Genomic DNA, 23934 nt, shown 5'->3' with positions numbered 1-23934 from the left:
CGTATGTGCGCGTCAGCTCAGGTTCCCTCGTAAGCAGGTGTATCGCCATGGAGAAGACGTTCACCGCCCAACGAGAGGACCGCCCCGGCACAACATGGCTCGAACGCTTCCGGGCGGGGCGGGACGAAGCCGAGCGATGGTATCTCGGAGATGGGAACGCCGAACGCCCATCGGCTTCCGAGTGCCGTGCCGCCCTGCTGCGCCACATGCCGGAACTTGTTCCGCAGTACGATCACGTGTGCGGGCTGGTCGGAGACGACGACCTGGCTCACCGCATGCTCAGCCACTATCGCCCAGCACCTCACCCCCAGGGTTGCAGCCAAGCCGTGTGGCTGGGCGACGATGGCCCAGCTCTGGTTCGCAACTACGATTATCCCCTCCCCATCATCACCGGGCGCATCGAACTCACCGCGTGGTCCCAGCGGCGCGTGATCGCGATGGCGCAACGACCCTGGGGCGGCTGCCTGGATGGGATGAACGACGATGGACTGGTCGCCAGCTGTACGCTCGGCGGTATGGCCAGGCGCGGGCTGGGCTTCGCCATCATCCTGATGCTTCGCTACGTGCTGGAGACGTGCGGGTCGGTCGGCGAGGCCGTCGCCGCCTTGTGCCGCATCCCGGTCACCCAACTCCACAACGTCACGCTACTCGACTGGACGGGCGAGCATGCCACGCTCTTCCTCGGACCCCGGCGTGAGCCCACTGTGACGCGGCTGAGGACATGCACGAACCATCAAGAGCGGGCGTCACCTGCGTCAGGGTCGTTCCTACGCCAGAGCGTGCTTGACGATGCTCTGGGTGATCCTTCCAGCACGTTAACGGGGCTGACGGCACTCTTCTTCGAGCCGCCGCTGTACTCGCGGAAAGCCGCGTTCACCACAGCCTACACAGCCGTGTACCGACCTGCAGAAAAGCGCGTCGATTATCTCTGGCCCGGGCAGCGTTGGAGCCAGACATTCGAGTGTTTCGTGCCTGGGGCGTACAAGCACGACTATGGCGATCTCGAGCGGTGACCGCGGGTGAGGCGTACGTAGTTGCTCGCTTCTTGCAGGTAGTCGCATTGAAACGGATCGCGGCTTCTCCTCGATCCAGGCGGCGAGCTTCACGTGCAAGGCCGTTAGTCCGCTTCGTCAGCCGTTCTGCCCGGAAGCAGACTTGCTGCTTTCGGCCAGGTTCGGTCATTCAGCGCCGCTCAAACAGCCGGTAAGCGGACCTTCCGACCTTCAGCAACAAGTGCCCAGGCTCTCGTGGCCGGCGATCCAACGCTCAGCGCGTATGTCGCTGCGTCGATCTCGCGGCGCGGTTTCCATTGGCTGCCACGGTGCGTCGATCACGGAAGCCTCACCGGTCTGCTCCGCCATCGCTGGCCTCCGCGCTCGTCAGATCGGCCAGCCAGCGCTCGGCCTCCCGCCGGATCTCAAGAGCCTTGACGACATGGCGCTGCCGATCGCGGTAGCGCGCCAGCGTCTCACGGCAGGTGGCCAGGACTTCGCTGATCTCCGGTAGGAACACGCTATCACGACGGATCCGCTGGCAGGCAGCGGCCACAACGGCAGGCGGAAAGCCCTCGTCCTTGAGGTCGTAGATCAGTGCTTCGAGGTAGACCGATAGATTGTGAGGCAGCTTCACCCGGGTATCAATTAGGGCAGCCAAGCAAGCCTCGATCACACCCTCATCGGGCTCGGCGGCAAGTGCGTCGTCCACCGCCTCGATGGTCTCTCGCAAAGTTGGTACAGACGCGGCGCCAGCGAGCATGTCGGTGAGTGCTTCGCGGCAAGCCTGGTCGCACAAGGCTCGCATCTCTGGCGAAGCATCTGCCGGCGTAGCCCTTAAACAGGGCATGTACGTGCGGGCGATTGCCAACCCGTTCTGACGCAGTACACGCTCGACCTTCAGCAGGTCCGGCAGGCTCGAACGATCTATGGCGCGCCTTTCCAAAGGCACGATATCGCTGGTCTGGCGCTTGCGGTCACCCATGGCCCAATCTCCGAGCTCGGCGCGCCATGAGGTAGGCTGTGGCGCTTGGCCGGTCGTTTGCTGGTGGAGGAGTGCGGCCTGGCTGGTATCCGCTTGGCATTGCCGGCTCGTCGGCCCAATGGCCGCCGTTGAGCCAGGTCGTCGGGACCTTCGTGAACTTCGGATCCTGGCCAGCCCGGGCCGCGGCGTAGCGGCGAGCTCCGGCGATCAACTCCTCGACCGTTGCAGCCCGCTTCTTCAGCGCTCGATCGAAGGCTTTCCGGGCGGCGATCTTTCCATCGCGCCGGGGGTACGCCTCCCACCACACGTCGAAGGCTGAGGGGGTAGGGGGAGACTCTTCCCTGTTTCCTTTCCCTGTATTTTTCCCTGAGTTGGGTGTCTCACCGGACACTGGGGGGAGTGCCTCGCCAGACACTCCAGGGGTGCCTTGCGGGACACTGGGGGGAGTTTCTGGTGAGACACCGGGGGGAGTGTCTTCCGGTGCACCGGGGGGGAGTGTCTCGCCGTGCACCAGGAGTGACTCGTCCAAACGGTCGAAATTGATCTGAAATCCGTTGGTCACGAACCCCTGAGCCGCCGCCGGATCTCCACCCTTAACACGGCTTACAATCAGCCAACCGCGAGCCTCTAAATCCTGCACAGCCCTAATTACGGCCCTGCGTTGTAGCGCGATGCCATCGGCGACGGTTTGATACGAGGGCGAGCAGCGGCCGGTCTGCGAGCTGTGATGGTAGAGCAGCCGTGCGGCTACCAGCTTCGCCGTCGCCGGCAACTCAGCGTCGACGAGGATCGCCTGCAATAGCTGCCATTTCTGCAGGAGCGTGACGGCTGCCATGGATCAGATCCCGCGCGTCATGCAGTCAAAGGCATGCAGCTCGTCGGCGAACTCGATGGCCCGCAGAGCTTCCTCTACCGAGCACCCTGGCCATGTGCACTGGACCCACAGCACGGTGCCGCTGGTGCTCATCATCGCTGGCGGATGTTCAACCAAGACGCGGGCAACGATGGGCGCGAGGTCGCGCGTTGCCGCTTGGCGCCGGCTGTGCCTATGCTCTCTTCTGGCTGGTTCTCCCGTGCCAACCTTATGCGCGCCGTTCCGGGCTCCGACCCCCGGGACGGCGTTCGTCTTTCCAGACCGCTTCGGAGGTGGTTTCGCGGTCGGATTTCTACTCGTAACCCTTTGATACTTCACTAGCGCCTTTTCCCACGGTCGGAGAAAAAGCTGAGCATTCACAATGCGGCAGGCTGGACTCTGACTCCTCTAGTCCTGGTTCGAATCCAGGTCCCCCAGCCACCGGACATGGCCCGCTCAGTCTCTGACTCGGCGGGTTTTTCATTGCCTGTGCCGTTTAGACACGGCGGCTGCCGATCCGGGCCGGCACGGCGTACTCATCTCGCGATGTAGGTCCGCGCGTTCGTCAGACCATCACTCGGCGTTTTCGAGGCCTCTCACGGCGAGGGTCGCGGCTCGGCGACACCATCGCCCGCGAACGCCCCCTCCCCGCCGCATGAAAATGGCCTAAGCTCGACATTGACGGGCGTAGCGCCCGAGCCGAACCGGCATGAAGACCGGTCGCCAGCAGAATTGATCACTTGAGGAATGCGCCATGATCGGCCTGATGCAGGACTGGCCGCTGCTCATCCACCGCATCATCGACTATGCCCGGGTCCAGCACCCGAACCGGGCGGTGATCTCCCGCTCCGTCGAGGGGCCGATGCATCGCACGACCTACGCGCAGATCCACGCCCGGGCGCGGCAACTCGCGAAGCGGCTGGACCGCGACGGCATCCGGCCGGGTGACAGGGTCGCGACGCTGGCCTGGAACACGTGGCGCCACCTGGAGGCGTGGTACGGGATCACCGGCATCGGCGCGATCTACCACACGGTCAATCCGCGCCTGAGCGAACAGCAGATCACCTACATCATCAACCACGCGGAAGATCGGATACTCCTCCTCGACCTCACCTTCCTGCCACTGATCGAGCGGATGGCGCCGGCCCTGCCGAGCATCGAGCGCTTCGTCATCCTGACCGACGCCGCGCATATGCCCGCGACGCCCCTGCGCAACGCCGTGCCGTACGAGGAGTGGATCGCCGAGGCGGATGCGGACTTCACCTGGGCACGCCTCGACGAGAATGCTGCCGCGGGCCTCTGCTACACGTCGGGCACGACCGGCAATCCGAAGGGCGTGCTCTACTCGCACCGCTCGAACGTGCTCCACGCCCTGGTGAACAACGGCGCGGATTATCTGGGGCTCAAGAGCAGCGACGTCGCGATGCCGGTCGTGCCGCTGTTTCACGCCAACAGCTGGTCGCTGGCCTTCCTGGCCCCGATGGCGGGTGCCGGGCTGGTGCTGCCCGGTCCCCGTCTCGACGGCGCATCGCTGCATGCACTCTTGGAGGAGACCGGCGTCACCATGACGGCGGCGGTGCCGACCGTCTGGCTGGGACTGCTCCAGCACCTCGACGCCACGGGGGCGAAACTGACCCGCCTGCGGCGCGTGCTTATCGGCGGCTCAGCCTGCCCGCGCGCCATGATCGAGCGCTTCGAGCGCGACTACGGCGTCACGGTGGTTCATGCCTGGGGGATGACAGAGATGAGCCCGATCGGCTCATACTGCGCATTGAAGCCCGAAGTCTCGGATCTGGAGGGCTCGGAACGCATCGACCTCAAGGTGAAGCAGGGCTTCCCGCCCTTCGGCGTGGAGTTCCGCCTCACCGACGATGCGGGCCGGGATGTGCCGTGGGATGGCACGACATTCGGTCGCCTCAAGGTGGCCGGCCCAGCGGTGGCCAATGCCTACTTCCGCGACGCGAACCCGATCCTCGACGAGAGCGGCTTCTTCGACACCGGCGACATCGCCACCATCGATTCGAACGGCTACATGACGGTCACCGACCGGGCCAAGGACGTGATCAAGTCGGGCGGCGAATGGATTTCCTCGATCGAGCTTGAAAATCTCGCGGTCGGGCATCCCGATGTGGCGGAGGCGGCGGTGATCGGCATCGCGCACGCCAAGTGGGATGAGCGCCCGCTGCTCGTCATCGTGCCGAAGGATGGCCGGACGCCGGACAAGGCCGATCTCCTCGACTACATGCGTCCGCGCATCGCCAAATGGTGGCTGCCCGACGACATCGTCGTCGTGCAGGAGATCCCCCACACGGCGACGGGCAAGATCCAGAAGACGGCGTTGCGGGAGCAGTTCCGCGACTACCGGTGGCCGGCCGCGGGATCGAGCTGACACCCCGCCATAACCGCCGCCCAGGCTCGGCGTGGTGGAAAGGCCGAGCCTGCGGTAAGCTCGTCGCAGAACGCGCCCGGTCGAGCCGAGTGGCCGCGCCGCACCGCGCAGCCAGGGCCGATCGCGGCGGGACGGGCTCGGAACGGATGAGGCGTCGCACCGTAATCGCTGGGCTGCCCTGGATGCTCGCGGCCCGGCCTATGGCCGCGCACGCCCAGGCGCCGAGCCATGTCGCGGCGCTCTGGCCCTTCGCCGCGGCGGACGCCGAGGGGCAGGCCCTCGCGGCGGCATTTCGCTCTGCGCTGCGCGAGCACGGGCAGGCCGATCTGCGAATCGACGACCGCTGGGGCGAGGCCGATCGCGCACGCACGCGTGCCCTCGCGGCGGAACTCGTCGCCGCGAAGCCGCGGGCGATCCTGACCTATCTCAGCGCCCAGCTCGCGGCCGTTTCGGAGCTGACGCGCGAGATCCCCGTCGTGTTCGTGGGCGCGTCCGACCCTGTCGGCTTCGGCGTCGTGGCGAGCCTGCAGCGCCCGGGCGGCAACATCACCGGGTTCACCCTCTACGAGCCGCCCCTGGGCGGGAAGTGGCTGGCGGCCCTCAAGGAGGCCGTGCCGTCGATCCGGCACGTCACCCTCCTGGCGAACCCGAGCAGCGGCGGACCGGGCGCCAATTTCTACGCGGCGTCCTTCACCGGCGCCGCGACCGCCCTCGGGGTTCGCTCCGCGATCGTCACGGTCGACACCGCCGCCGCCATCGATCCGGTCGTCAGGGATCTGGCCAGCCTGAACGATGCGGGGCTCATCGTGGCGCCAGGCACCTTCAGCGAGGCCAACGGCGACCGGATCGTCGCGCTCACCGCAAGCCACCGGATCCCGACGGTCTTTGCCATCCGGCGTTTTGCCCATCGCGGCGGCCTGATGTCGTACGGCCCCGATCCGGCCGAGGCGGTCCGCCGCGCGGGCGGATACGTCGATCGGATCGTCCGCGGCGACAATCCCGCGACCCTGCCCGTGCAGGCGCCGACCAAGTTCGACTTCATCGTCAATCTCAAGACCGCGCGGAGCCTGGGCATCGCGATCACGTCGGCGCTCCTCGCGCAGGCGGACGAGGTCGTGGAATGACCGCGGCCCGCACTTTGGCCGCGCCTCCGGAGGCGAACAGGACGTCGCGATGGCTGCGACTGCGGCTGTCGGGGAAGTTCGCCGTGGCCTTCGTCGGGCTGGTGACCCTCGTCCTGCTCATCAACGGCGCCGTCGACCTCACCCTCAATTTCGAGGAGGCGCGCCGGAACGCCATCGAGGTGCAGCGTGAGAAGGCGCGGGCCGCCGCCGAGCGCGTCGAGGCGTTCCTCTCCGAGATCGAGAACCAGATCGGCTGGACCACGCGGGCCGAATGGCGCCGCGTCTCGCCGGAGCAGCAGCGCTACGATTTCATCCGGCTCCTGCGCCAGGCCCCGGCGATCACCGAGGTCGCCTATATCGATCCGCAGGGCAAGGAACAGCTGCGCGTGTCGCGGCTCGAGCCCGATGTGGTCGCGAGCGGCAAGGATTTCGCGACGGCGCCGCGCTTCACCGAGGCGATCAAGGACAAGACGTGGTTCGGCCCGGTCTATTTCCGGCGCGGCTCGGAGCCGTACATGACCGTCTCGGTGGCGCATGCCGGGCGGGATCCGGGCGTGACCGTCGCGGAGGTCAACCTGAAACTGATCTGGGACGTGGTCAGTGCGATCCGGAACGGCGCGGACGGCTACGCCTTCGTGACCACGGCGACCGGTCGGCTGATCGCCCATCCCGATCTCAGCTTGGTCCTGCGCGACACTGACCTGTCCAGCCTCCCCGAGGTCGCCGCCGCCCTGCCGGGCAGTGCCCGGAATCAGGATTACGGGATCACCCGGGGGATCGACGGCGGGCTGATACTGGCCGCGCACGCCACTATCCCGCGGGTCGACTGGATCGTCTTCGTGCAGCTGTCGCTGCGGGAGGCGATGGAGCCGCTGATCGACTCCATCATCCAGACCGTCTCCCTGATGGGCCTCGGCGTGCTCATGGCGGCGATTGCCGGCACCTTCCTGGCGCGGCGCATGGTCGTGCCGATCCGCCAGTTGCAGGACGGCGCGGAGCGCTTCGGCGCCGGCGACCTGTCGGAGCGGATCGAGATCCGGACCGGTGACGAGATCGAGACCCTGGCGCGCCGGTTCAACCTCATGGCCAGCCGGGTGCAGGAATCTTACGAGACCCTGGAAGCGAAGGTCGAGGAGCGCACCCGCGACCTCAACAGATCGCTCGACGATCTCCAGAGAGCGCAGAGCCGCCTCGTCCAATCCGAGAAGCTCGCCTCGCTCGGCCAGCTCACCGCGGGCATCGCCCACGAGATCAAGAACCCCCTGAACTTCGTGAATAACTTCGCGTCCCTCTCGAGCGAGCTGGTGGACGAGCTGCAGGACGTGCTCAAGCCCACAGCGCTCGACCCTGGGACCCGCGAGGAGGTCGACGAGCTGGCCGGCCTCCTGAAGAGCAACCTCGACAAGGTGGTCCAGCACGGGAAGCGCGCCGACTCGATCGTCAAGAACATGCTGCTGCACTCGCGAACCGGATCGGGGGAACACAGGCCCGTCGAGATCAATGCCCTGGTCGAGGAGAGCCTCAACCTGGCCTATCACGGGGCCCGGGCGGCCAAGCCCGGCTTCAACGTGACCCTGGTCCGCGACTATGATCCCGCCGCCGGGATCGCCGACATCTATCCGCAGGAGGTCACGCGGGTGCTTCTGAACCTGATGTCGAACGGGTTCTACGCGACCGAGAAGCGGGTTGCCGGCGCCGAGCCGGGCTACGCGCCGACCCTGTCGGTCGCCACGCTGGACCGCGGCGACAGCGTCGAGATCCGCGTGCGCGACAACGGGACCGGCATCCCCGAGGGCGTCAAGGCCAGGATGTTCGACCCGTTCTTCACCACCAAGCCGGCCGGCGAAGGCACGGGTCTCGGCCTCTCCCTGAGCCACGACATCCTGGTGAAGCAGCACGGCGGGACGATCGACGTCACCACCGAGCCGAACGCGTTCACCGAATTCACGATGACGCTGCCGCGTCGGGGCGCCAAGGTACTCGAGCCGGAGCAGGGCACCCCGACCGAGTCCGGGAGCCCGCCATGACCGTGCTGATCCTCGTCGTCGACGACGAACCCGACGTGACCGACCTGTTCCGACAGCAGTTCCGCCGCGAGCTGCGTGCCGGCCGCTTCGAGATGGCCTTCGCCCACTCGGCGCCGGAGGCGCTCGCCTGCGTCAATGCCTCGGACGGCGCGAGCCTCATCCTGATGTTCTCGGACATCAACATGCCGGGCATGACCGGGTTGGAACTCCCGCTCGTCCGCGCCGCCCGGCCCGATGTGCCGGTCATCATGATCACGGCCTACGGCGACGCCGAGACGCGCGAGAAGGTCCGGGCCGCCGGGGCGGCCAACCTGATCACCAAGCCCATCGACTTCGCCCTGCTCAAGGCCGAGATCGACCGGCGGCTGGCAACGATCGCGAAGTCCGCATGATCCCCGGACTGCCGAGTGCCAAGATCCTGGTGGTCGATGATGAGCCCGACCTCGAAGCCCTCATCACACAGAAGTTCCGCCGTCAGATCCGCCAGAACCTCGTGACGTTCGTCTTCGCGCATGACGGGCACGAGGCGCTGGAGCGCCTCGCCGAGCATCGTGACGTCGATCTGGTGGTGTCCGACATCAACATGCCGCGCATGGATGGGCTGACGCTGCTCGCCAAGCTCCAGGACCTTGCGGACAGGCCCTCGACCATCATCGTCTCGGCCTACGGCGACATGGCCAATATCCGCACGGCGATGAACCGCGGCGCCTTCGACTTCCTGACGAAGCCCATCGACTTCGCCGATCTGGAGACCACCATCGAGCGGACCCTCCGGCACGTGGAGGCGCTGCGCGAGGGGCGGCGGCGGCAGACGCTCGCGGAGCGCGCGCACGCATCCCTCGCGCGCTACTTCTCGCCGAACCTCGCCGAGCAGCTGGCCGGCGACGCGTCGGGCCTCGAACTCGGCGGCCACCGGCGCGACGTGGCCTCCCTTTTCACCGACATCGCGGGCTTCACCAGCTTGGTCGAGAGTCTCGATCCGGCACTCCTGGCCGAGATCCTGAACGGCTATTTCGCCGAGATGACCGACCTGGTCTTCCTCCACGAGGGCACGGTCGCCAAGATCGTCGGCGACGCCATCCACGTCCTGTTCGGGGCGCCGGGTGACCAGCCGGACCATGCCGCCCGGGCCGTGGCCTGCGCCCTGGCCCTGGATCAGACCGCCGAGGCCTTTCGGGCGCGGTGGCGCGAGCGCGGGATCGAGATCGGCGCCACTCGGATCGGCGTCCATGCCGGGCCGGCGATCGTGGGGAATTTCGGCGGCGGCCGCTACTTCGACTACACGGCCTACGGCGACACCATCAACACCGCGGCCCGCCTGGAGAACGCCAACAAGGCCTTCGGCACCCGCATCTGCGTGAGCGAGAGCGTGGTGATCCGTGCGGGAGAATTCCGCGGCCGTCCCCTCGGCGATCTCCTCCTGCGCGGCAAGCAGGAGGCGCTGCGCGCGTTCGAGCCGCTGGCCGAGGCCTCTTACGACGACGACGCGCTGGGCCGCTACCGAGAGGCCTTCAACCGGCTCGAAGCGGGCGAAGCCGGTGCCCTTCCGGCCTTCGCCGGCCTCGTGGGCCTGCGTCCCGACGACGGCGTCGCGGCCTTCCACCTGAAGCGCCTCCTCAACGGATCGAGCGGGACGCGAATCGAAGTCCGCTGAGACCGGCTCGACCGCCTCGACCCGCAGGCCTCGATGATCGAAAGATGGGAACCTCGGTTGGCGATCCCGGGCGGGGGCCCCGGCCGTCTTGCGGGCAGGAGACGAAGGCATGAGGCGGCGCGACGTCATCGCCGGCCTGGGCGGCGCCGCCGCGTGGCCTGCCGCCGGCCGGGCGCAGGCCGGCGGGCAGCGTCGGCTCGGAATCCTGCTGGTCTACGGCGCGACGCACCCCGACACGCCGGTCATCGTCGAAACCTTGAAGGAGAGCCTGCGCCGGACCGGCTGGATCTGGGGCGAGAACCTCGCGGTCGACCTGCGCTTCGGCGACGGCGACGCGGACCGGATGCGCCGCGGGACGGACGCCATCCTCGCGGGAAAGCCGGACGTCGTCCTGGCACAAGGCGTCGTCGGCGCCACCGCGCTCCAGCAGGCGACGAAAACCACGCCGATCGTGTTCATGATGCTGCAGGATCCGGTGGGTGCCGGCTTCGTCTCCAGCCTGGCACACCCGGGCGGCAACCTCACCGGCGTGACAAACTTCGACTTCACGCTGGTCGGGAAGTGGCTGCAGCTCCTGAAGGAACTCAGCCCGAGTGTCACCCGGGCGCTGGCCCTGATCAATCCGGACTATCCCGCGCGCCTGGCGGGCTACGCGGTCGAACTCGCCCGGATCGCCCCCGAGCTGGGCCTGGTCGCGCAAATTGCGGGCGTGCACGACGCCGCCGAGATCGAGCAGGCTGTGACGGCCTTCGCGCGGGAGCCCCATGGGGGGCTGATCGTGCTGCCCGACGCCGTCACGGGCGTCTACGGCGCCCAGATCATCGCCCTGGCGGCTTCCTGTCAGCTGCCGGCGGTCTACGCCTACGCGGCGCAGGTGCGCATGGGCGGGCTCGCCGCCTATACGACCAGCGTCGTGCAGGACGTCCAGCGGGCGGCCGGCTATCTCGACCGGATCCTGCGGGGCGCCGCGGCCGGCAATCTGCCCGTTCAGGCCAGCGACCGCTTCCTCACCGTGATCAACCTGCACACGGCCGCCGCACTGAAGCTCACGATCTCGCCCTCGCTGCTGGCCAAGGCTGACGAGCTGGTCGATTAGCGCGCACCGTGGAGGCGGAGATCGGCGTGGCGTGAGGAAGGCATCACAGCAACGGTTTCAGGCCACGCCCCTCAGCAACGACCACAATTCAGGCCACCCGCGTGCCGTCGTGGGGATGTCATGCATCTCGGTCGGGGAACGCTGATCCTTCGACCCCCGCCCAGTCTTCCCGGGGCCGCGCAGCGGAACCCGGGATCCAGAGCCGCTAGGCGCCAAAGCTGTGAACCGTCAGCGGTTCCGGTTCCCGGGCTTGCCGTCGGCACGCCGGAATGACGAAGCGGGCGCGGGGAGAGCAGCGCAACCCGGCGAACGGTGTAAGCCCGTCTCATCCCGTGGAAGGCTGAGGCGCTGTCGCGTACTGTGACCGGGGCGTCGCGGCGAACGACGTCGCCGCGACCGGGGGTGACGTCAGCCGAGGGCCGGGAGACGGCCATCCGGCGAGTAGCGGTCGATGGCCGAGGGAAGATCGCGCGAGAGCCGCGTCAGCAGTTCCGTGCGGCTCAGGCCGGTCCGCTGCTCGAGGACGGCCAGGGTTTCGGGACCGATGGCGCGCTCCAGGTCGGTGGTGGGCATGTCTCGGTTCGGCCCGTGATCGATCCAGGATTGCGCCGTCTCGGCGTGGCCGCCCTTCGTGAAGTGCTCGATCAGCTCGCCGAGACCGCCCGCGATCAGGCCTCCCACTCCGGCGCCGCCGGCACCGCCGAGCAGCCGCTCGAGGTTGGCCGGGATTGCCGGACCGGCACCCGGAGAGCCTGCCGGGACCTGCGGCACGGGAGAGCGGCCGGGCTCCTTGCCGTGGGAGCCGAGCCATTCGGCAATCTTGTCGCGGTTCTGGTAACCGGCCACGGCCAGCAGACCCAGCAGCGCGGTCATCGAGGGGTATCCCTTGCTCATCGTATGCCCTTCCCTGAACGGGCTCTCCGGCCCGAGGTGACGCAGCGGTCGACCGACCGCCGCTCCATTACTCCGCCGCCGCGGAGATCTTTGCCGCCACCGCCTCGGCCGATGACGACGCGTCGTCGTGCCGACCGGTCGCGATGGCGCGCTTGACCGTCGAGCGGGACGCGTCGATGGCGATGGACGCGGCCGACATGGTCCGGGCCTCGGTCGGGCGCTCCAGGGCGTGCTTGGCGATATCCCCGGCCAGGTCGTCGATCTCCCGCGCCAGGGCGTGCAGCCGGTCGCGGTCCTCCGTGTTCTGGGCCTCGTGCCGGATCGCCAGCAGGCGGTCGGTCGCCTCCTCGACGCGCTCGCGGCGCAGGCGGGACAGGCGCTGGCCGATCCACGCCAGGGCCGAGCCGATGCCGCCGCCCAGGAAGGCGAGCAGGTAGATCCAGGTCTCGTAGCGCTCGATGAAGCTCTGCTGCTCGCGCTCGAAATAGTCGACCGCCCCCGGATGGATCGGAAGCCGGGCGCTCGTCGCGCCGACCGTGCTGTCGTAGGCGGGCGCCACGACGTAGTCGGCCGCCGGCGTCACGTTCGCCATGCCGCTGCGCAGCTCGAACAGGTGCTGGGTTACGTCGGCCGCCCCCGACCGCGGCAGGTTCGCGCGCGCCATCAGCCGGTAGGACGCTCCGACCGTCCGGACATCGGATTCCGGAACCTTGGGACTGCCGCCGAAGGTCTCGGCCGGCATGGTCACGGCCTGGAGCCGCGGCATGCGGGCGACGAACGCGTCGGCGTTCTCCATGTCGACGAACGACACCTTCCGGTTCCGGCTCGCCGCCTGGACAGTCTCGATGATGCGCTGCGCCGTCGGCGCGGTCGGCGCGATCACTGAGATCACGGCGTCGACGCGCTTGCGGGCGAAGGCGGCGGCGAGGTCGGCCTCGGCCATCTCCACCAGGGCGACCTGGCGGGGCCCCAGCGGGGCCTCGGGATCGATGGTGACCAGCGTCAAACCGTAATGGCCGAGAAGCGCGCGGATCAGCGCCTCGTCGGCGTCCCGGTGCGCCAGAATCGCCAGACGCTTCCGGTCGAGATCGGGAAACCGATCGATCCCCGAGACTTCCGGCGCCGCGATGATCATCGCCTGATCACGGAGGATGGCCAGCGTCAGCCCGTTGTCGGGTAAGTCCACGTCCGGCCGCACCACCGCGAGGTCGGCGCGGCCGTCGCGCAGGGCCTCGGCACTGTCGCGCACGTCGTCGAAGGGCAGGATCCGCAGGCGGATTTCCTTGTGGCGCTTGGCCAGGGCATCCGCGTAGGCCTGGATCAGGGCGGGCTCGGTCCCGTCGCGCGGCGCGACCGCGACCGTGAGCACCGTGGCGCGCGAGGCCCAGTAGGCCACCGCGGCGCCCGCGCCGAGCAGGATGGCGAGCGCCAGGAAGATGAACTCCCAGCGCAGGAGGAGCCCGGCGAAGGGCTTCACCGCGGCGATCTCGGAGCGCCGACGAGGCGGCGCTTACGGCCGGCCGGGCCCGCGCCCGCGGCCGTAGCGGCGGCCGACATAGGCGATGAGCTTCGGCACGATGTAGGCCGCAAGAATTTTGCGCAGCATGATTGTTTCTCCTCTCAGCGGGTGCGGCGGACCAGCCAACCTGTCGCGAAGGCTAACGCGGCGAGGCCCATCAGGCTGCGCGTGCGGTTGCCATCGACCGAACGCATGGCCCGCCGGCCATAATCCGCGCCGCGACGCCCGACGCCGCGGACCAAGTGACGTCCGTCGTCGATCAGGTGGTCGGCGCGGGTCCGCGCCTCGTGAGCGAGATGGCGCCCGTCGTCGGCGAAGGTCTCGGCGCGGCCGCGGGCGCGGCCGTAGGCGTACTGCGCGCCACCGGCCACTTGATTCACCGCCCCGCGGACCTGGCGGGCCGGATCGCCGGTCAGGCCGCCCAGCGCGGTCTGCGCGCGACCCTTCAGGTGGCGGGACGCGCCGCGGATCTGGTCGCGGTTCATATGGATCTCCTGCGTGATGATGCTCGGTTGAGAGGAAAGAGACGGCGCCCGCGGCGGCGCGTGGATCGACGCCGCGGGCACACTTCAGCGCTTGCCGGTGATTTTGTCGGCGAGGTTTTTGGCGCCGTCCTTGACGTCGCCGACCGTCTTCTGCGCCTCGCCCTTCAGTTCCTGCGCCTTGCCCTCGGCCACGAGCTTGTCGTTGCCGGTCGCCTTGCCGGCCGCCTGCTTCACGTTGCCAACCGCCTCGTTGGCCAGACCCTTGAGCTTGTCGGTGGTGCTGCTCATCGTGTGCACTCCTGCTTCGCGTGAGACCGGATGCCCCGGCCGGTGGTGACCCCCGCCACCCGGCGGGGGTCGATGAACGGGTGTTGGAACGGTGAGGGCGCTCAGGCGCGCCGGGCCTCGTAGGCGCCGAGCAGGGTCGCGGGCTTCGGAGCGCCGAGGCGGCCGCCGAGGAAGGCGGCCAGGGCGCCCAGGACCAGCGCGAGCGCGGCATAGAACGCGCCCTGGGTGGCGGCCGACTTGGCCGTCACGGCCGCGGCCTCGGCCTTCTGCTTGGCAGTAGCGACTGCCTGCTCGTACTGCTTCTGGTAGTCGTCGATCTGCGCCTTGGCTTGGTCGGGCGCGATGCCCTGGGCCTTGGCCAGCGCGTCGGCGGCGCGGGTCTTGGCCTGCTCCTTCTGGGCCGGGTCACCGGTGAGCACGGCGCGCACGGCCGCTACGGCCGCGTCGCGCGCCGCCTGCGGATCCTGGCCGGCGGCCTGCTCCCGCACCTTCTGCTCGATGCCGTCGAGCGGGTTCGAGATCTTCGAGAGCGACGGCGCCGCCGCCTGGGCCGCCGTCTGCACGGTGCCGCCCACGAGGTTGCCGGCCCCGCCCAGGGCGCCGGAGACGGTGCTCAAGGTCCCGCCGACCAGCCCGCTGGTGGCAGACGTCAGCAGGTACAGCACCACGAGGGTGGTCACCGCCCAGGACACCAGACCGTGCAGGGCGGCCGCGCCAGGCAGCGGCTTGCCCGAGAGCCGTCCGGCGATCAGGCCGCCGGCCAGCGAGGCGAGGATGCCCGAGGCCACGAACCAGATACCCGCGCCCATCGAGACGGCGGAGGCGGACGGGTTGTCGGCGGCGGTGATGCCGACCGAGGCGAGGCCGACCCCGACGCCGACGAGGTTGACGATGACCTGGGTCACGAGGGCTGTGACGGCGCCGGCGAAGATGGCGCCCCAGGACACCTCGTTGAGCAGCACGGCCCGCGTGTCGGCCTGGGCCGTTCCGGTCGCCAGGGGTGTGGTCGTCGTCTGGATGGTCACGCTGTCACTCCGGTTGGTAAATCGTTCGTGGTCGTGGATCTGTGGCGGCTCAGCCGCGGCTCAGTCGCGGTTGGCGCTGACGAGCAGGCCGAGGCCGAACCCGGCCAGGCCGGCGATGAGCAGAGAGGCGAGCGGGTACTCGGCAACCTGATGGCTGACCTCGCGGGTGCCGCGGCGCAGGTAGTGCCCACCCCGCTCGTAGGCGTCCTCGGCGTAGTCGTAGGCTTCATCCGCGGCTCGGCGGACGGAACGCTCGGCACGCACGTATCGGTCCTCGATATCGCCAGATCCGATGACGTCGCCCGCGGCGTCGCGGATTCTGTCGCCGGTGTCGCGCACGGTGTCCTTGGCCCGCCCGTAGAGGTTCTCGGCCTGTCCGGCGGCCTCGCGGGCACGGCCTTCCAGCGAATCCCGCTTCGAGCCGGTCAGGTCACCGACCGCACCCTGCACCTTGCCGCCGAGTTCCCGGGCCGCGCCCGTGATCCGATCGGTGTCCACCATGTCGTACTCCTCTGATGTGTTGTGGGACGTGTGAGGCGCCGCGCCGCGAGGCGCCGCAGGTTTCGGTCAGCCGCGCTTGCGGCCGCCGGGCTCGGTCTCAGCGGGTTGCGACGGACCGGAAGCGCGTTTCTGGCGCTTGCCCTCGGCCTCCGCCCGGACATCGCCGGTAAGCTTCCCGATGGCTTCCTTGATCGACCCCTTGCGGCGATCGACGGAAGTTGAAGATTTGTCGTCGGTCACGGGCGCCTCGTCGTTTCTGAGAAAACCCTCAATGACCGGAAGATGTGCGCTGAGCATGCGCTATCAATGGTTCATATATACCGGTACGTTGATCTTTATGCGTCTGTGAGGTTGAGCGGAAATCCGTTCTCGCGGCCCCAGACCACAGCCTCGCTGCGCTTGTGGATACCGAGCTTGCGGTAGAGCGCGGCGCCGTGATTGCGCACCGTGTTGCGCGACAGGCCGAGCTTGCGCGCGATGGCGTCGTCGTCGAGGCCGGAACAGATCAGGTTCAGGATCTGCCGCTCGCGCACCGTGAGGTTCGGCACCGAACCGTCCGCGTGCTCCCGCCCGGGACGGCGCAGATTGGCCAGCTTCTCGATGAGGCCACGGCTGAACCAGGATGTGTCAGCCATGACCGCCTCGATGGCGTCGAACAGCTCGCGCTCGGTGTGCTTGCGGGCGGTGATGTCCTGCAGCACCAGCAGGACGAAGTCGGAGTCGTTGATGCTGACCCGCTCGGCCGAGACCAAACAGTCGAGGTTTCCGCCCCCGTCATGGCGCAGGCAGACCTCCACGCCGAAGACGTAGCCGTGCCGCTCCAGCGCCGCCTCGAATTGCAGGCGCTGCGTATCCGAGACCCACAAGCCGGCCTCCGTGAGGCTGCGCCCGACGATCCGATCCTCGCCGAGTCCGAAAATCCGGCTGAACGCCTCGTTGACGCCGGTGACGTGGAAATCCTCGGCGCGCGCCAGCACGGTCGGCACCGGCGTCATCCGGAACGCCTTCGCGAAGCGCTCCTCGCTCTGGCGCAAGGCCGTCTCCGCCTTCCGGCGCAGATCCAGGTCGGCGAAGGTGAAGAGCATGCAGGGCTCGTCGCCCATCTCGATGGGCTGTCCGGCCACGATGACGAAGCGTGAGCCGCCATCGGGGAGTTCGAGACAGGCCTCCATCTGCGGGATCGTGCCGCCCTCGTTGAGGCGCGAGACGGCGAGGTCGCGGTTCCGGGCCGCGGCCAGGACATCGACCTCGTAGACGCTGCGGCCGATGACGGCATCGCGCGTGTGTCCGGTCATCTCCAGGAAGCCGTGGTTGACCTTGACGTGGCGCAGATCGGAGAGTCGCGTGATCACCGCCGGCGCGGGGTTGGCGTTGAACGTCGCCTCGAAGCGCTCCTCGGCCTCGAATTGGTCGGTGACGTCCTTGAGGATCAGCGCCAGGCAGCTCGGATTGCCCTCGCGATCCGTGGCCACGAGGCTGCGCAGGGAGTGCACGAAGTCCTGATCGGGCTTGTCGGCGCGGCGGACCTCGACCACGACGTCGTGGAACCGTTCGCCCGCCACGACGCGCTCGATCGGATAGTGGTTGGGCGTGACGTTGTTGCGGTAGCGCAGGGCGAAACGTTCCCGATAGGCGTCGACGGTCTGACCGAGTTCGTCGAGACTTTCGGCGCCGTGCATCGCGAGCGCGGCCTCGTTGGCATAGGCGATGGTCTGGTCGGGCTCGACCAGGATCACGCCCTCGCTCAACCCGGCGATGATCTGCCGAAGTTCATGCCTGTCGACGCCCGCCGTCACGCCTGCCTCGTCCTTTTGCACCGCCGCCGTTCATTCGGCAGCGCGGCACAAACGGATCGTGCGCAAGCGAGTTCCGTGAGAAATAGAATTTTCGTTGGTATACCTGCACCAGCGCCGCCATCGAAAACGACCAACCACAAGTCGCTGCCCGGGCGCCGATGGGCTTCGGGCGTGTCCGGCTCCGACTTCTCAGTCGATGGGAACGGGCTACCCATGCGGTTCTCTGGGCGAGCCGAAGCTGCCCGGCGCGGTCACTGGGCGAGCGCACGCGTGGGACGTCAACGCACCAGCGTCAACACTACTCAGAAGTAGTGTTGGACTGTGCCCCATGCACCCAAGGATTTGATGTCGGATCGCTGCATGCCGGTCTGCAGGATCGGCTGCTGAGCACGGCGAAGCGCAGATGCGTGTCGCGGGAAGCCGCGCCGTCGGAATGTGCGGACCGGGCGCCGCTTGCCGTGCGCTCTCGCCTGGTGTGCTGGTCGACGTCGCCGGTCCGGAAATACGGGATCAGCCACTGCTTTGCCCCTCCCCTCGCGGGTAATGCCCGGCTGCCGTTCGGAAGCTGATGGAGGCGAATTATCAACGCGTTGGCTGTGCCAAGAACCTGCACCGGTCGCGACGGACCCGTGGCTGAGGAGGCTTTGGGACCCCTAAGGTCCGGGCAATCAGTCAGCTGTTTGCCTCTGAGGTCGCACCGGTCCCCCGTCCCCTACCCTCTCGCGGTCGGATCTCCATGGCTATCCACTCCACCGCCTCCAGGCCGCGCACGGCCGTCTTAAACACGTACCTTGTGGTTCCTGACGGCAGGCGGGCGCGAGCTCCTGGCCGAGATCGGGTCGAACGGGGGTCGGTCGGGCTGAGCAGAAGCCGAAATCGTGTTCCGAGATCAGTGTTGCCGGATAACCGCACGAGAGGGCTGAACAGCGAGGACTGCTTAGGGCCTCTGTACGCCCGCCGGTTGTAGGAGCAAAAACGACCACGGTTGCGGAAGGAAGCCGATGGCGTCTCGGCGCAAGATTGCGGGTTGGTCGACGTGCAGCTTGGTCCTGCTCGCGACGTGCTGCGCAACCCTCGGGAACGAGATGCCCACGGCATCCGCGAACCCGCCGGCGTCCGAGGCGCATATGGCCCAGGCTCCAGTCGAGCACACGGGCTCCGTGACGCTTAAAGCACTGAGCGTGAAGCCGCTCGGCGTCGATCTACCGTGGGATCCGCGCGTCTGCATCGGCTGCGACCGCAACAACGGTCCTTCGTCATTTCGCGATCATCGGCGCCATCGCTGAAGAGCATTGGCCGGGCACGCGCGAAGGCCGGACCCGGCTTCGTTCCAAGGGGACGCGCTTCCTGAAAGCGAAGCTTACCCGTGTCGAGCGGCGTTGCGCTGGGTGCCCGCGGAGGAAGCTCGGCTTCTCGATCACCCCCCGGGGCGCAGCCCCGCATGTAACCGGTGGACCAGAGCGTCGCTTTCGGGGTAAGGTGGCCGCGAGGTTGATGACCGGTTCATAATAACGCTTCAGGACCCGGGGGCGGTACCCGGCGCCTCCACCAGAAGCATCCTGCCCCGGATACCGCACGGGGACAGGGCGAGCGTCCGGCGTTGCGGACAGCTCGCTGCCAGGGTGCTTCTGCTGGGGGCGAAACAGGTTCGACTGGGCGGTAAAGGGATCGCGAGTTCTGTCCTGCTCCGGCAGGGTAAGATGCGGCTTTCGGTAAGGACTCGACCGGTTCGGCGCGGGCAACCCCCGTTCCGAGCACCTGACCAAAACTCTAAATGCCAACGACAACGTCGGCATGGAGATGCGCCTCGCGGCGTAATCTTCCGGGGCGTGGGCACGCCTAGCAACAGAACCCGAGGCTTCGGCCTCGGGGCCCGCCTATCGGCGCACGCGGCCGAGCCTGCGGGTGATGGTCAGCGTCCCCGAGCCGCGAAGGCCCACACCGGCACGTCGGCGTCTGGCGCGCGGTGGCGTGATAGCCGGCCATCTAGCCGAAGCCGATTCGATCGGCGGTAACCGTCTTGGTCGCGCCGGGTCCCAGGATCAACACGCCGTCGGAATCGCCGCGCAGTGCCCCGCTCGACGGGTTCACGCCGAACAGCTCGGGCGCGGTCCAGCCGAGTCGGTGCGCCTCAGCGCCGTGCCGTTCGATGAAGGTCAGGGCGTTCGTCCGGATCGCCGCCCAGTCGGTCGGCGCGTGATACCGGCACGGCAGGGCGTGCTCGGACAGGCGCTCGATTGGATCGCGCCCCCAGGCGACGGCCGGCGGGGGGTCTGACATGGCGGGCGGGGTGCGGCCGATTGTTTGCGGAAACGCACATCAGCCGCTCGGCCCCGCCCCGATCTGTTCACGGGGCGGGGGAGCGTCCGATCTCACCAGCGTGTGAGCCGAGCCGATACGCAACGCGGCTCAGAGACAGGATGACCGCGGCGGGTTAGCGGCCGGTGGCGGCGTCCCGGCCGTGATCGTCCCGGGTCGGGACCGGTCACGACAAAGCCCGTCGCGGCGAGCGGGCGCTCTTGGATGCGATTGCGAGGGCGGACCCGCACCAGGACCGACCCTGTTCTTGGCCGGCGTTGCTCTGTCGAAGAGCGGGCGTTCCATACCGCCGCATGGACCGCCTTGCGCGGCGTGTTCGCGGATCATCAATCCTATTCACTCTGCATGCTATCTTCCGCTCTCGTACCGGAGGAAGCCCGATGATCCGATCCGCCCTCGTGATGGCGCTCCTAGTCACCCCGGCTGTCGCCGCTCCCGCGCACCGGCAGCCCACACCTGCGACTGTCGATCAGTCGAAAGCCGATCCAGCCCGTCCCGCCAGCACGGAGTCCCAGGAAGAAGGATCTCCGGCCGAGCGAGCCCGGATCCGGGAGCGGAAAGCGTTCATGCAGCGCCAAGGCGCTTCGGAGGCTAGGATGAAAAAGACGATCGGCGGGATTTGCAGCGGCTGCTGAAGATATTGCCGAAGCCATGGCCCGCGATCAGCGGCGCTTCTACTGGAAGGACCCGACTACACCGCGCCTGCCGCTGCCGCCGGTCACGTCGCGCGCCGTCACGCGGGTCCCTGCTTGTCCGGCCGCGTGGGCGACAGCAGTCTCGATGATCCCGTCAACGCTTCGGGCAGGGCCAAGTATTGCTGAAGGAGTTCGCCACAACAGTTCCGGCAGAGTGCTGCCAAGTATTTTGGCTGAGAGCGACGAACTTGCAGGCGACGTCTGCCATCTGCTGCATGTTCACAGTTGTCGGAATGCAGAAATTATTTTGTTTTGCCAGCGCCGCGCCCTGGGCCAAACCTGCCGCATAGTAGGCGACGTATAGGCTGAGGTCAGGAGACGCGCACATCTCGTGCAGCCTCTCGCCATCCAAATTTTTGGCGTCGACTGGGGTCGTGAGGAGAGCGAGAGCGAGAACGGCGGCCAGTGGCTTCATAGCTCTGCTGTAGCACGCCCCCATCTGCGGGGCAGCTGATGGCGTGCGACGCGCAACTGTTGCGGTAACTGTTCCGTGACCGGCGCGCCCGAAAAAGCCCGCCGCGGCGGACCGGGCGGGCTTTCCCAGATCGGTGCCCTGAGGGGGGATTGGGCGCCAGATCCAATGCAGAATTACCGCGACCGAGGACTACAAAAAAGCCCCGCGCAGCTGCGCCGGCGGGGCTAAGATGTGCGTCCAAAATTCGAAGGCGCGCCGCGGCGGCTTAAGCCGGCCGGCACCGGAAACGAATGGCGCCCCGGCCGAAGCCGCGGCGCCGAGGTGGTGCGGCGTACGAGAGAGCCGGCCTTACCTGCGCGGTCCCGTCTCCCCGCAGCGAGCCGGCGCTGCTGGCGTCCGCTGGGCCTGCCGTTCGGCGCAATCGGCGACGCAGCCAGGAGGATCGCGGCGCTTGATCGGGACGGTGCTCGCGCGCGGGACGCCGCATCGTAGGGCGCCGCGACGAGCGCCAACGCACACAGCCCGTCCAGGCTTCGGAGCGTCGCCGCCGCGTCCCCCGTTTGCGTGTGTGTAGCGACACGTCCGCGCGCCCTAAAAGCAGATCTGATCCGGCTCGCAACTTGCGCAGAACTGGTCTGCGGGTCGGAGGCGGGCACGATGATTGGTCAGATTGAGACGATGCGGATCCAGGAGCGGGACACCCGACCCGGCCGAGATCATCTGGTGATCTCATGCTTGGCCATCGGCGGCCTCGCGACGATAGGCTGGATCGGGTTCATGCTGTGGGTCACTTGGCAGATCGCGATAGCGATCGCGGGCATGGCAGCGGCGTAATGGGTGCCTCAGCCATCTCCAGCGCGCTCTTCGCCGCCTACGCCGTCGCGATTATGGCCGGCTTGGCCCTCGCGCTCCTCGCCAACCAGCGGACGAGGGCCATGCGCACGGTGACGGTCCCCGTACGCGTGGCGCCTCTCCGTAGCCGCGGCTCAGTCCTCACCCGGGCTCACATGCTCACGGACACAGCATCGGGAGCCGCAGCATCGACGCGCCGCGCTAAGGGTTGAGTCCTGCATCGAGCTTTCGCACCGCGCGGACCGGGCTTTCGCGCTCGGCCTGCGACCGCGCCTCGATCCGGTGGGACATCCGGCCGACGCCCATCATGGATCGCAGCTTCGCGGTGACGCCGATCGTCACCAGCAGCCCGATCACCAGCGCGAAGACAGTCAGCGTATGCCGGATCGCGTCATCGTACTGGCGCCCGGCATGGATGATCAGCCATCCCACGCCGACGAACGCAGCAGCCGAGATCAACGGGACCATCGGATCAGACATCGCATCATCAACGGCATGAGCGCCGATCGGCTTCAGCGGCCGCTCGCCGCGCTCGTCCCGGAGAGCGGCGATGGGAGCCGACGCAATAACGATCCTAATCGATGCTGCCGCGTGCGAAGACCAGCGGCGGTTGATCAGCGGTCTTCTGAAAGCCGCGGGCTTCCTGTGCGCTTCTCGGCGGGATCTGTGCGAGCCCACCCAGGAGAACCAACGAGGCGCAGATACATAAGACGGTCCAAAGAACTTGATTGATCGCATCCGCGTGCTTGCGATTGGCGTCCACGACAGCATAGCCGCCAAGCGTGAAGACTGCGGCCGCGCAGGCTGGGCCGATGAGATCATTCGGGCTCATGACTCGATCCTCGCTGAGGATCCGATGCTCTCAACGGCCCGAAGCCGCGTCTTTGACCGGCGTCAAATCTCACGCCGCTCCGCCACGGGCCGTGCCCGCAGGTCCCTCACCACAGAACCAGCGCTGGACACGACGGTAGGAGCATGCCCGCCTTGAACCTGGGCGGATCGAAGCGGCTCGACTCGTTCGCGCTGACCGCAGCGCGCTTGGCCTACGACGACGCCGTCGAGACGCCCCTGATGTCGCTTGCCGAAAATGGCCCAGCGCAAGAGCACCGGGCCATGGCCTCGTCCGGCGGCGAGAAGCCGGCCGTGACGCCGCCGCTGACCGACCATCTGATCGACGCCGGCCGGCTCGCGCTGCCGATGCCGCGATCGTCCCTTTTGCCGACACCCGTCGGGAGCTGGCGCCGCTCGCGATCGCCGCGGCCGACGTCAGGGCACGGCTCGCCCACGTCCCATGGATCCGGCCGCAGAAGGCGACCGGCGACGAACAGGCAGCGGACGGACCGCTCGATGCGGTGATCTCGAGCGGTCCCCTCCAGCCTCTCCGTATCAAGCCGAGGAGCGCCATGGCCGACCCGAACCATCACGCGTGGGAAAGGGCGCGCAGCGAAGCACGACCGGCGCGTGCTCACCTTCTTCGCCAAGACGGAGGGGGCGCGGACGGATGGGCGGACGCTCGGCTTGACCTGGCCTGCGCTCGACACGCCTGTGGCCGTCGTCGGCGGCCTCATGCGGCCGACGGCGGAGCAAGCCTTCCGCGGCGAAGCCCGGACGACCCGATGCGTGACCGCTGCGCCATGGTCGCCGAAACCGGGCAAGCCGCCCTCGCAAACGGAAGCGTCCGCGTCTGACCGACCAGACCGGTGGTTCTGTGGTGACGTCAGCTCGCGAGCGCAGTGTCTGGAGCAAAAACCAATCCGATTTGATTCGGTCGCCTCCAGACGACGCGCGCCGATAGTATTTCGTCGGTCGTCATGAACCTGATCTGGAAAACATCAGGGATGCCGAGGACGCTGTTCACATGCAGCCGCGCTCCGTTCGCGGATAGATCCGCCAACTTGCATGGTATCGGCGGCCCGCATGTCGGCACTATCTCGACCATCGCACTAGTCGCGACGCGCCACTGCCTCCTCAGATCGACCACCAATACCTCCACGGCGACTGCCTGTGGGTTCTAAAATATAAAAA

22 protein-coding genes and 1 other RNA gene are annotated in these 23934 nt (G+C 67.9%); 8 read left to right on the top strand and 15 right to left on the bottom strand.

From position 1 onward, the window contains the following. Positions 1-47 precede the first annotated feature (47 nt). Positions 48-1013 (top strand): C45 family autoproteolytic acyltransferase/hydolase, encoded by a 966-nt coding sequence (locus ACLBX9_RS16420; protein ID WP_447719691.1) that lies wholly within the window; start codon positions 48-50, stop codon positions 1011-1013. 328 nt (positions 1014-1341) lie between these two features. On the opposite strand, the gene ACLBX9_RS16415 is transcribed toward ACLBX9_RS16420, so the two are convergent. After that, positions 1342-1977, bottom strand: coding sequence for a hypothetical protein (locus tag ACLBX9_RS16415; protein ID WP_447719690.1), 636 nt, complete (start codon positions 1975-1977; stop codon positions 1342-1344). Beyond that, positions 1970-2812 (bottom strand): helix-turn-helix domain-containing protein, encoded by an 843-nt coding sequence (locus tag ACLBX9_RS16410; protein ID WP_447719689.1) that lies wholly within the window; start codon positions 2810-2812, stop codon positions 1970-1972. The genes ACLBX9_RS16415 and ACLBX9_RS16410 overlap by 8 nt, the downstream gene beginning before the upstream one ends. 772 nt (positions 2813-3584) lie before the next feature. On the opposite strand from ACLBX9_RS16410, the gene ACLBX9_RS16405 reads away from it, so the two are divergent. The 6 genes from ACLBX9_RS16405 (at position 3585) to ACLBX9_RS16380 (ending at position 11120) form a co-directional block, all read left to right on the top strand. Continuing rightward, positions 3585-5219, top strand: a complete 1635-nt coding sequence (locus ACLBX9_RS16405; protein ID WP_447719688.1) for a long-chain-fatty-acid--CoA ligase — start codon at positions 3585-3587, stop codon at positions 5217-5219. 146 nt (positions 5220-5365) lie between these two features. Then, positions 5366-6343 (top strand): ABC transporter substrate-binding protein, encoded by a 978-nt coding sequence (locus tag ACLBX9_RS16400; protein WP_447719687.1) that lies wholly within the window; start codon positions 5366-5368, stop codon positions 6341-6343. Next, positions 6340-8370 (top strand): sensor histidine kinase, encoded by a 2031-nt coding sequence (locus ACLBX9_RS16395; RefSeq protein WP_447719686.1) that lies wholly within the window; start codon positions 6340-6342, stop codon positions 8368-8370. The genes ACLBX9_RS16400 and ACLBX9_RS16395 overlap by 4 nt, the downstream gene beginning before the upstream one ends. Further along, positions 8367-8762 carry a response regulator gene (locus ACLBX9_RS16390; RefSeq protein WP_447719685.1) on the top strand — a complete coding sequence of 132 codons (396 nt, stop codon included), beginning with the start codon at positions 8367-8369 and terminating at the stop codon, positions 8760-8762. The genes ACLBX9_RS16395 and ACLBX9_RS16390 overlap by 4 nt, the downstream gene beginning before the upstream one ends. Beyond that, complete coding sequence (locus tag ACLBX9_RS16385; protein ID WP_447719684.1) at positions 8759-10024, top strand: adenylate/guanylate cyclase domain-containing protein; 1266 nt, start codon at positions 8759-8761, stop codon at positions 10022-10024. Before ACLBX9_RS16390 ends, ACLBX9_RS16385 begins: the two co-directional genes overlap by 4 nt. Positions 10025-10133: 109 nt before the next feature. Then, entirely contained in the window at positions 10134-11120 is a 987-nt protein-coding gene (locus ACLBX9_RS16380) for an ABC transporter substrate-binding protein (RefSeq protein ID WP_447719683.1), read from the top strand. Positions 11121-11528: 408 nt separating this feature from the next. Here the strand turns inward: ACLBX9_RS16380 and ACLBX9_RS16375 are convergent, their stop codons facing one another. The 8 genes from ACLBX9_RS16375 to ACLBX9_RS16340 form a co-directional block, all read right to left on the bottom strand. Continuing rightward, on the bottom strand, positions 11529-12014 hold the full coding sequence (locus tag ACLBX9_RS16375; protein ID WP_447719682.1) for a YidB family protein: 486 nt from the start codon (positions 12012-12014) through the stop codon (positions 11529-11531). A 67-nt stretch (positions 12015-12081) separates the two neighbouring features. Next, positions 12082-13491, bottom strand: a complete 1410-nt coding sequence (locus tag ACLBX9_RS16370; RefSeq protein WP_447719681.1) for a TAXI family TRAP transporter solute-binding subunit — start codon at positions 13489-13491, stop codon at positions 12082-12084. A 143-nt stretch (positions 13492-13634) separates the two neighbouring features. Next, positions 13635-14018, bottom strand: coding sequence for a CsbD family protein (locus ACLBX9_RS16365; RefSeq protein WP_447719680.1), 384 nt, complete (start codon positions 14016-14018; stop codon positions 13635-13637). Between the two features lie 84 nt (positions 14019-14102). Beyond that, the gene (locus ACLBX9_RS16360; protein ID WP_447719679.1) at positions 14103-14306 is read right to left on the bottom strand and encodes a CsbD family protein; all 204 of its coding nucleotides are present in this window, start codon (positions 14304-14306) and stop codon (positions 14103-14105) included. Positions 14307-14407: 101 nt separating this feature from the next. Next, on the bottom strand, positions 14408-15331 hold the full coding sequence (locus ACLBX9_RS16355; RefSeq protein WP_447719678.1) for a PhnA-like protein: 924 nt from the start codon (positions 15329-15331) through the stop codon (positions 14408-14410). Between the two features lie 60 nt (positions 15332-15391). Then, a complete protein-coding gene (locus ACLBX9_RS16350) occupies positions 15392-15832 on the bottom strand; it encodes a CsbD family protein (protein WP_447719677.1) in 441 nt (146 codons plus the stop codon). Positions 15833-15898: 66 nt separating this feature from the next. Continuing rightward, positions 15899-16072, bottom strand: a complete 174-nt coding sequence (locus ACLBX9_RS16345) for a CsbD family protein (protein ID WP_085988021.1) — start codon at positions 16070-16072, stop codon at positions 15899-15901. 95 nt (positions 16073-16167) lie between these two features. After that, positions 16168-17628 (bottom strand): PAS domain S-box protein, encoded by a 1461-nt coding sequence (locus ACLBX9_RS16340; RefSeq protein WP_447719676.1) that lies wholly within the window; start codon positions 17626-17628, stop codon positions 16168-16170. 1499 nt (positions 17629-19127) lie between these two features. On the opposite strand from ACLBX9_RS16340, the gene ssrA reads away from it, so the two are divergent. Continuing rightward, positions 19128-19299, top strand: a transfer-messenger RNA (tmRNA) gene (gene ssrA, locus ACLBX9_RS16335). A gap of 315 nt (positions 19300-19614) precedes the next feature. Here the strand turns inward: ssrA and ACLBX9_RS16330 are convergent. The 5 genes from ACLBX9_RS16330 to ACLBX9_RS16310 all read right to left on the bottom strand — a co-directional run bounded on the left by ACLBX9_RS16330 (position 19615) and on the right by ACLBX9_RS16310 (position 23890). Further along, the gene (locus ACLBX9_RS16330) at positions 19615-19908 is read right to left on the bottom strand and encodes a hypothetical protein (protein WP_447719675.1); all 294 of its coding nucleotides are present in this window, start codon (positions 19906-19908) and stop codon (positions 19615-19617) included. Positions 19909-20736: 828 nt separating this feature from the next. Further along, positions 20737-21057, bottom strand: coding sequence for a Rap1a/Tai family immunity protein (locus ACLBX9_RS16325; RefSeq protein ID WP_447719674.1), 321 nt, complete (start codon positions 21055-21057; stop codon positions 20737-20739). A 1053-nt stretch (positions 21058-22110) separates the two neighbouring features. Continuing rightward, on the bottom strand, positions 22111-22377 hold the full coding sequence (locus ACLBX9_RS16320; protein ID WP_010683090.1) for a hypothetical protein: 267 nt from the start codon (positions 22375-22377) through the stop codon (positions 22111-22113). A gap of 106 nt (positions 22378-22483) precedes the next feature. Then, a complete protein-coding gene (locus tag ACLBX9_RS16315; protein WP_447719673.1) occupies positions 22484-22741 on the bottom strand; it encodes a hypothetical protein in 258 nt (85 codons plus the stop codon). Between the two features lie 885 nt (positions 22742-23626). Further along, a complete protein-coding gene (locus ACLBX9_RS16310; RefSeq protein WP_447719672.1) occupies positions 23627-23890 on the bottom strand; it encodes a PilZ domain-containing protein in 264 nt (87 codons plus the stop codon). Between the last annotated feature and the right edge of the window lie 44 nt (positions 23891-23934).

The organism is Methylobacterium sp. A49B (assembly GCF_053346215.1).
Note: the sequence above shows the minus strand (reverse complement) of the source record. Positions and strands in the feature narration are given on the sequence as shown.

Bases quoted from the DNA above. Each gene is read 5' to 3' on its own strand.
- ACLBX9_RS16420 (WP_447719691.1), top strand. From the start codon at position 48: ATGGAGAAGACGTTCACCGCCCAACGAGAGGACCGCCCCGGCACAACA.
- ACLBX9_RS16415 (WP_447719690.1), bottom strand. From the start codon at position 1,977: ATGGGTGACCGCAAGCGCCAGACCAGCGATATCGTGCCTTTGGAAAGG.
- ACLBX9_RS16410 (WP_447719689.1), bottom strand. From the start codon at position 2,812: ATGGCAGCCGTCACGCTCCTGCAGAAATGGCAGCTATTGCAGGCGATC.
- ACLBX9_RS16405 (WP_447719688.1), top strand. From the start codon at position 3,585: ATGATCGGCCTGATGCAGGACTGGCCGCTGCTCATCCACCGCATCATC.
- ACLBX9_RS16400 (WP_447719687.1), top strand. From the start codon at position 5,366: ATGAGGCGTCGCACCGTAATCGCTGGGCTGCCCTGGATGCTCGCGGCC.
- ACLBX9_RS16395 (WP_447719686.1), top strand. From the start codon at position 6,340: ATGACCGCGGCCCGCACTTTGGCCGCGCCTCCGGAGGCGAACAGGACG.
- ACLBX9_RS16390 (WP_447719685.1), top strand. From the start codon at position 8,367: ATGACCGTGCTGATCCTCGTCGTCGACGACGAACCCGACGTGACCGAC.
- ACLBX9_RS16385 (WP_447719684.1), top strand. From the start codon at position 8,759: ATGATCCCCGGACTGCCGAGTGCCAAGATCCTGGTGGTCGATGATGAG.
- ACLBX9_RS16380 (WP_447719683.1), top strand. From the start codon at position 10,134: ATGAGGCGGCGCGACGTCATCGCCGGCCTGGGCGGCGCCGCCGCGTGG.
- ACLBX9_RS16375 (WP_447719682.1), bottom strand. From the start codon at position 12,014: ATGAGCAAGGGATACCCCTCGATGACCGCGCTGCTGGGTCTGCTGGCC.
- ACLBX9_RS16365 (WP_447719680.1), bottom strand. From the start codon at position 14,018: ATGAACCGCGACCAGATCCGCGGCGCGTCCCGCCACCTGAAGGGTCGC.
- ACLBX9_RS16360 (WP_447719679.1), bottom strand. From the start codon at position 14,306: ATGAGCAGCACCACCGACAAGCTCAAGGGTCTGGCCAACGAGGCGGTT.
- ACLBX9_RS16350 (WP_447719677.1), bottom strand. From the start codon at position 15,832: ATGGTGGACACCGATCGGATCACGGGCGCGGCCCGGGAACTCGGCGGC.
- ACLBX9_RS16330 (WP_447719675.1), bottom strand. From the start codon at position 19,908: ATGTCAGACCCCCCGCCGGCCGTCGCCTGGGGGCGCGATCCAATCGAG.
- ACLBX9_RS16325 (WP_447719674.1), bottom strand. From the start codon at position 21,057: ATGAAGCCACTGGCCGCCGTTCTCGCTCTCGCTCTCCTCACGACCCCA.
- ACLBX9_RS16320 (WP_010683090.1), bottom strand. From the start codon at position 22,377: ATGGTCCCGTTGATCTCGGCTGCTGCGTTCGTCGGCGTGGGATGGCTG.
- ACLBX9_RS16315 (WP_447719673.1), bottom strand. From the start codon at position 22,741: ATGAGCCCGAATGATCTCATCGGCCCAGCCTGCGCGGCCGCAGTCTTC.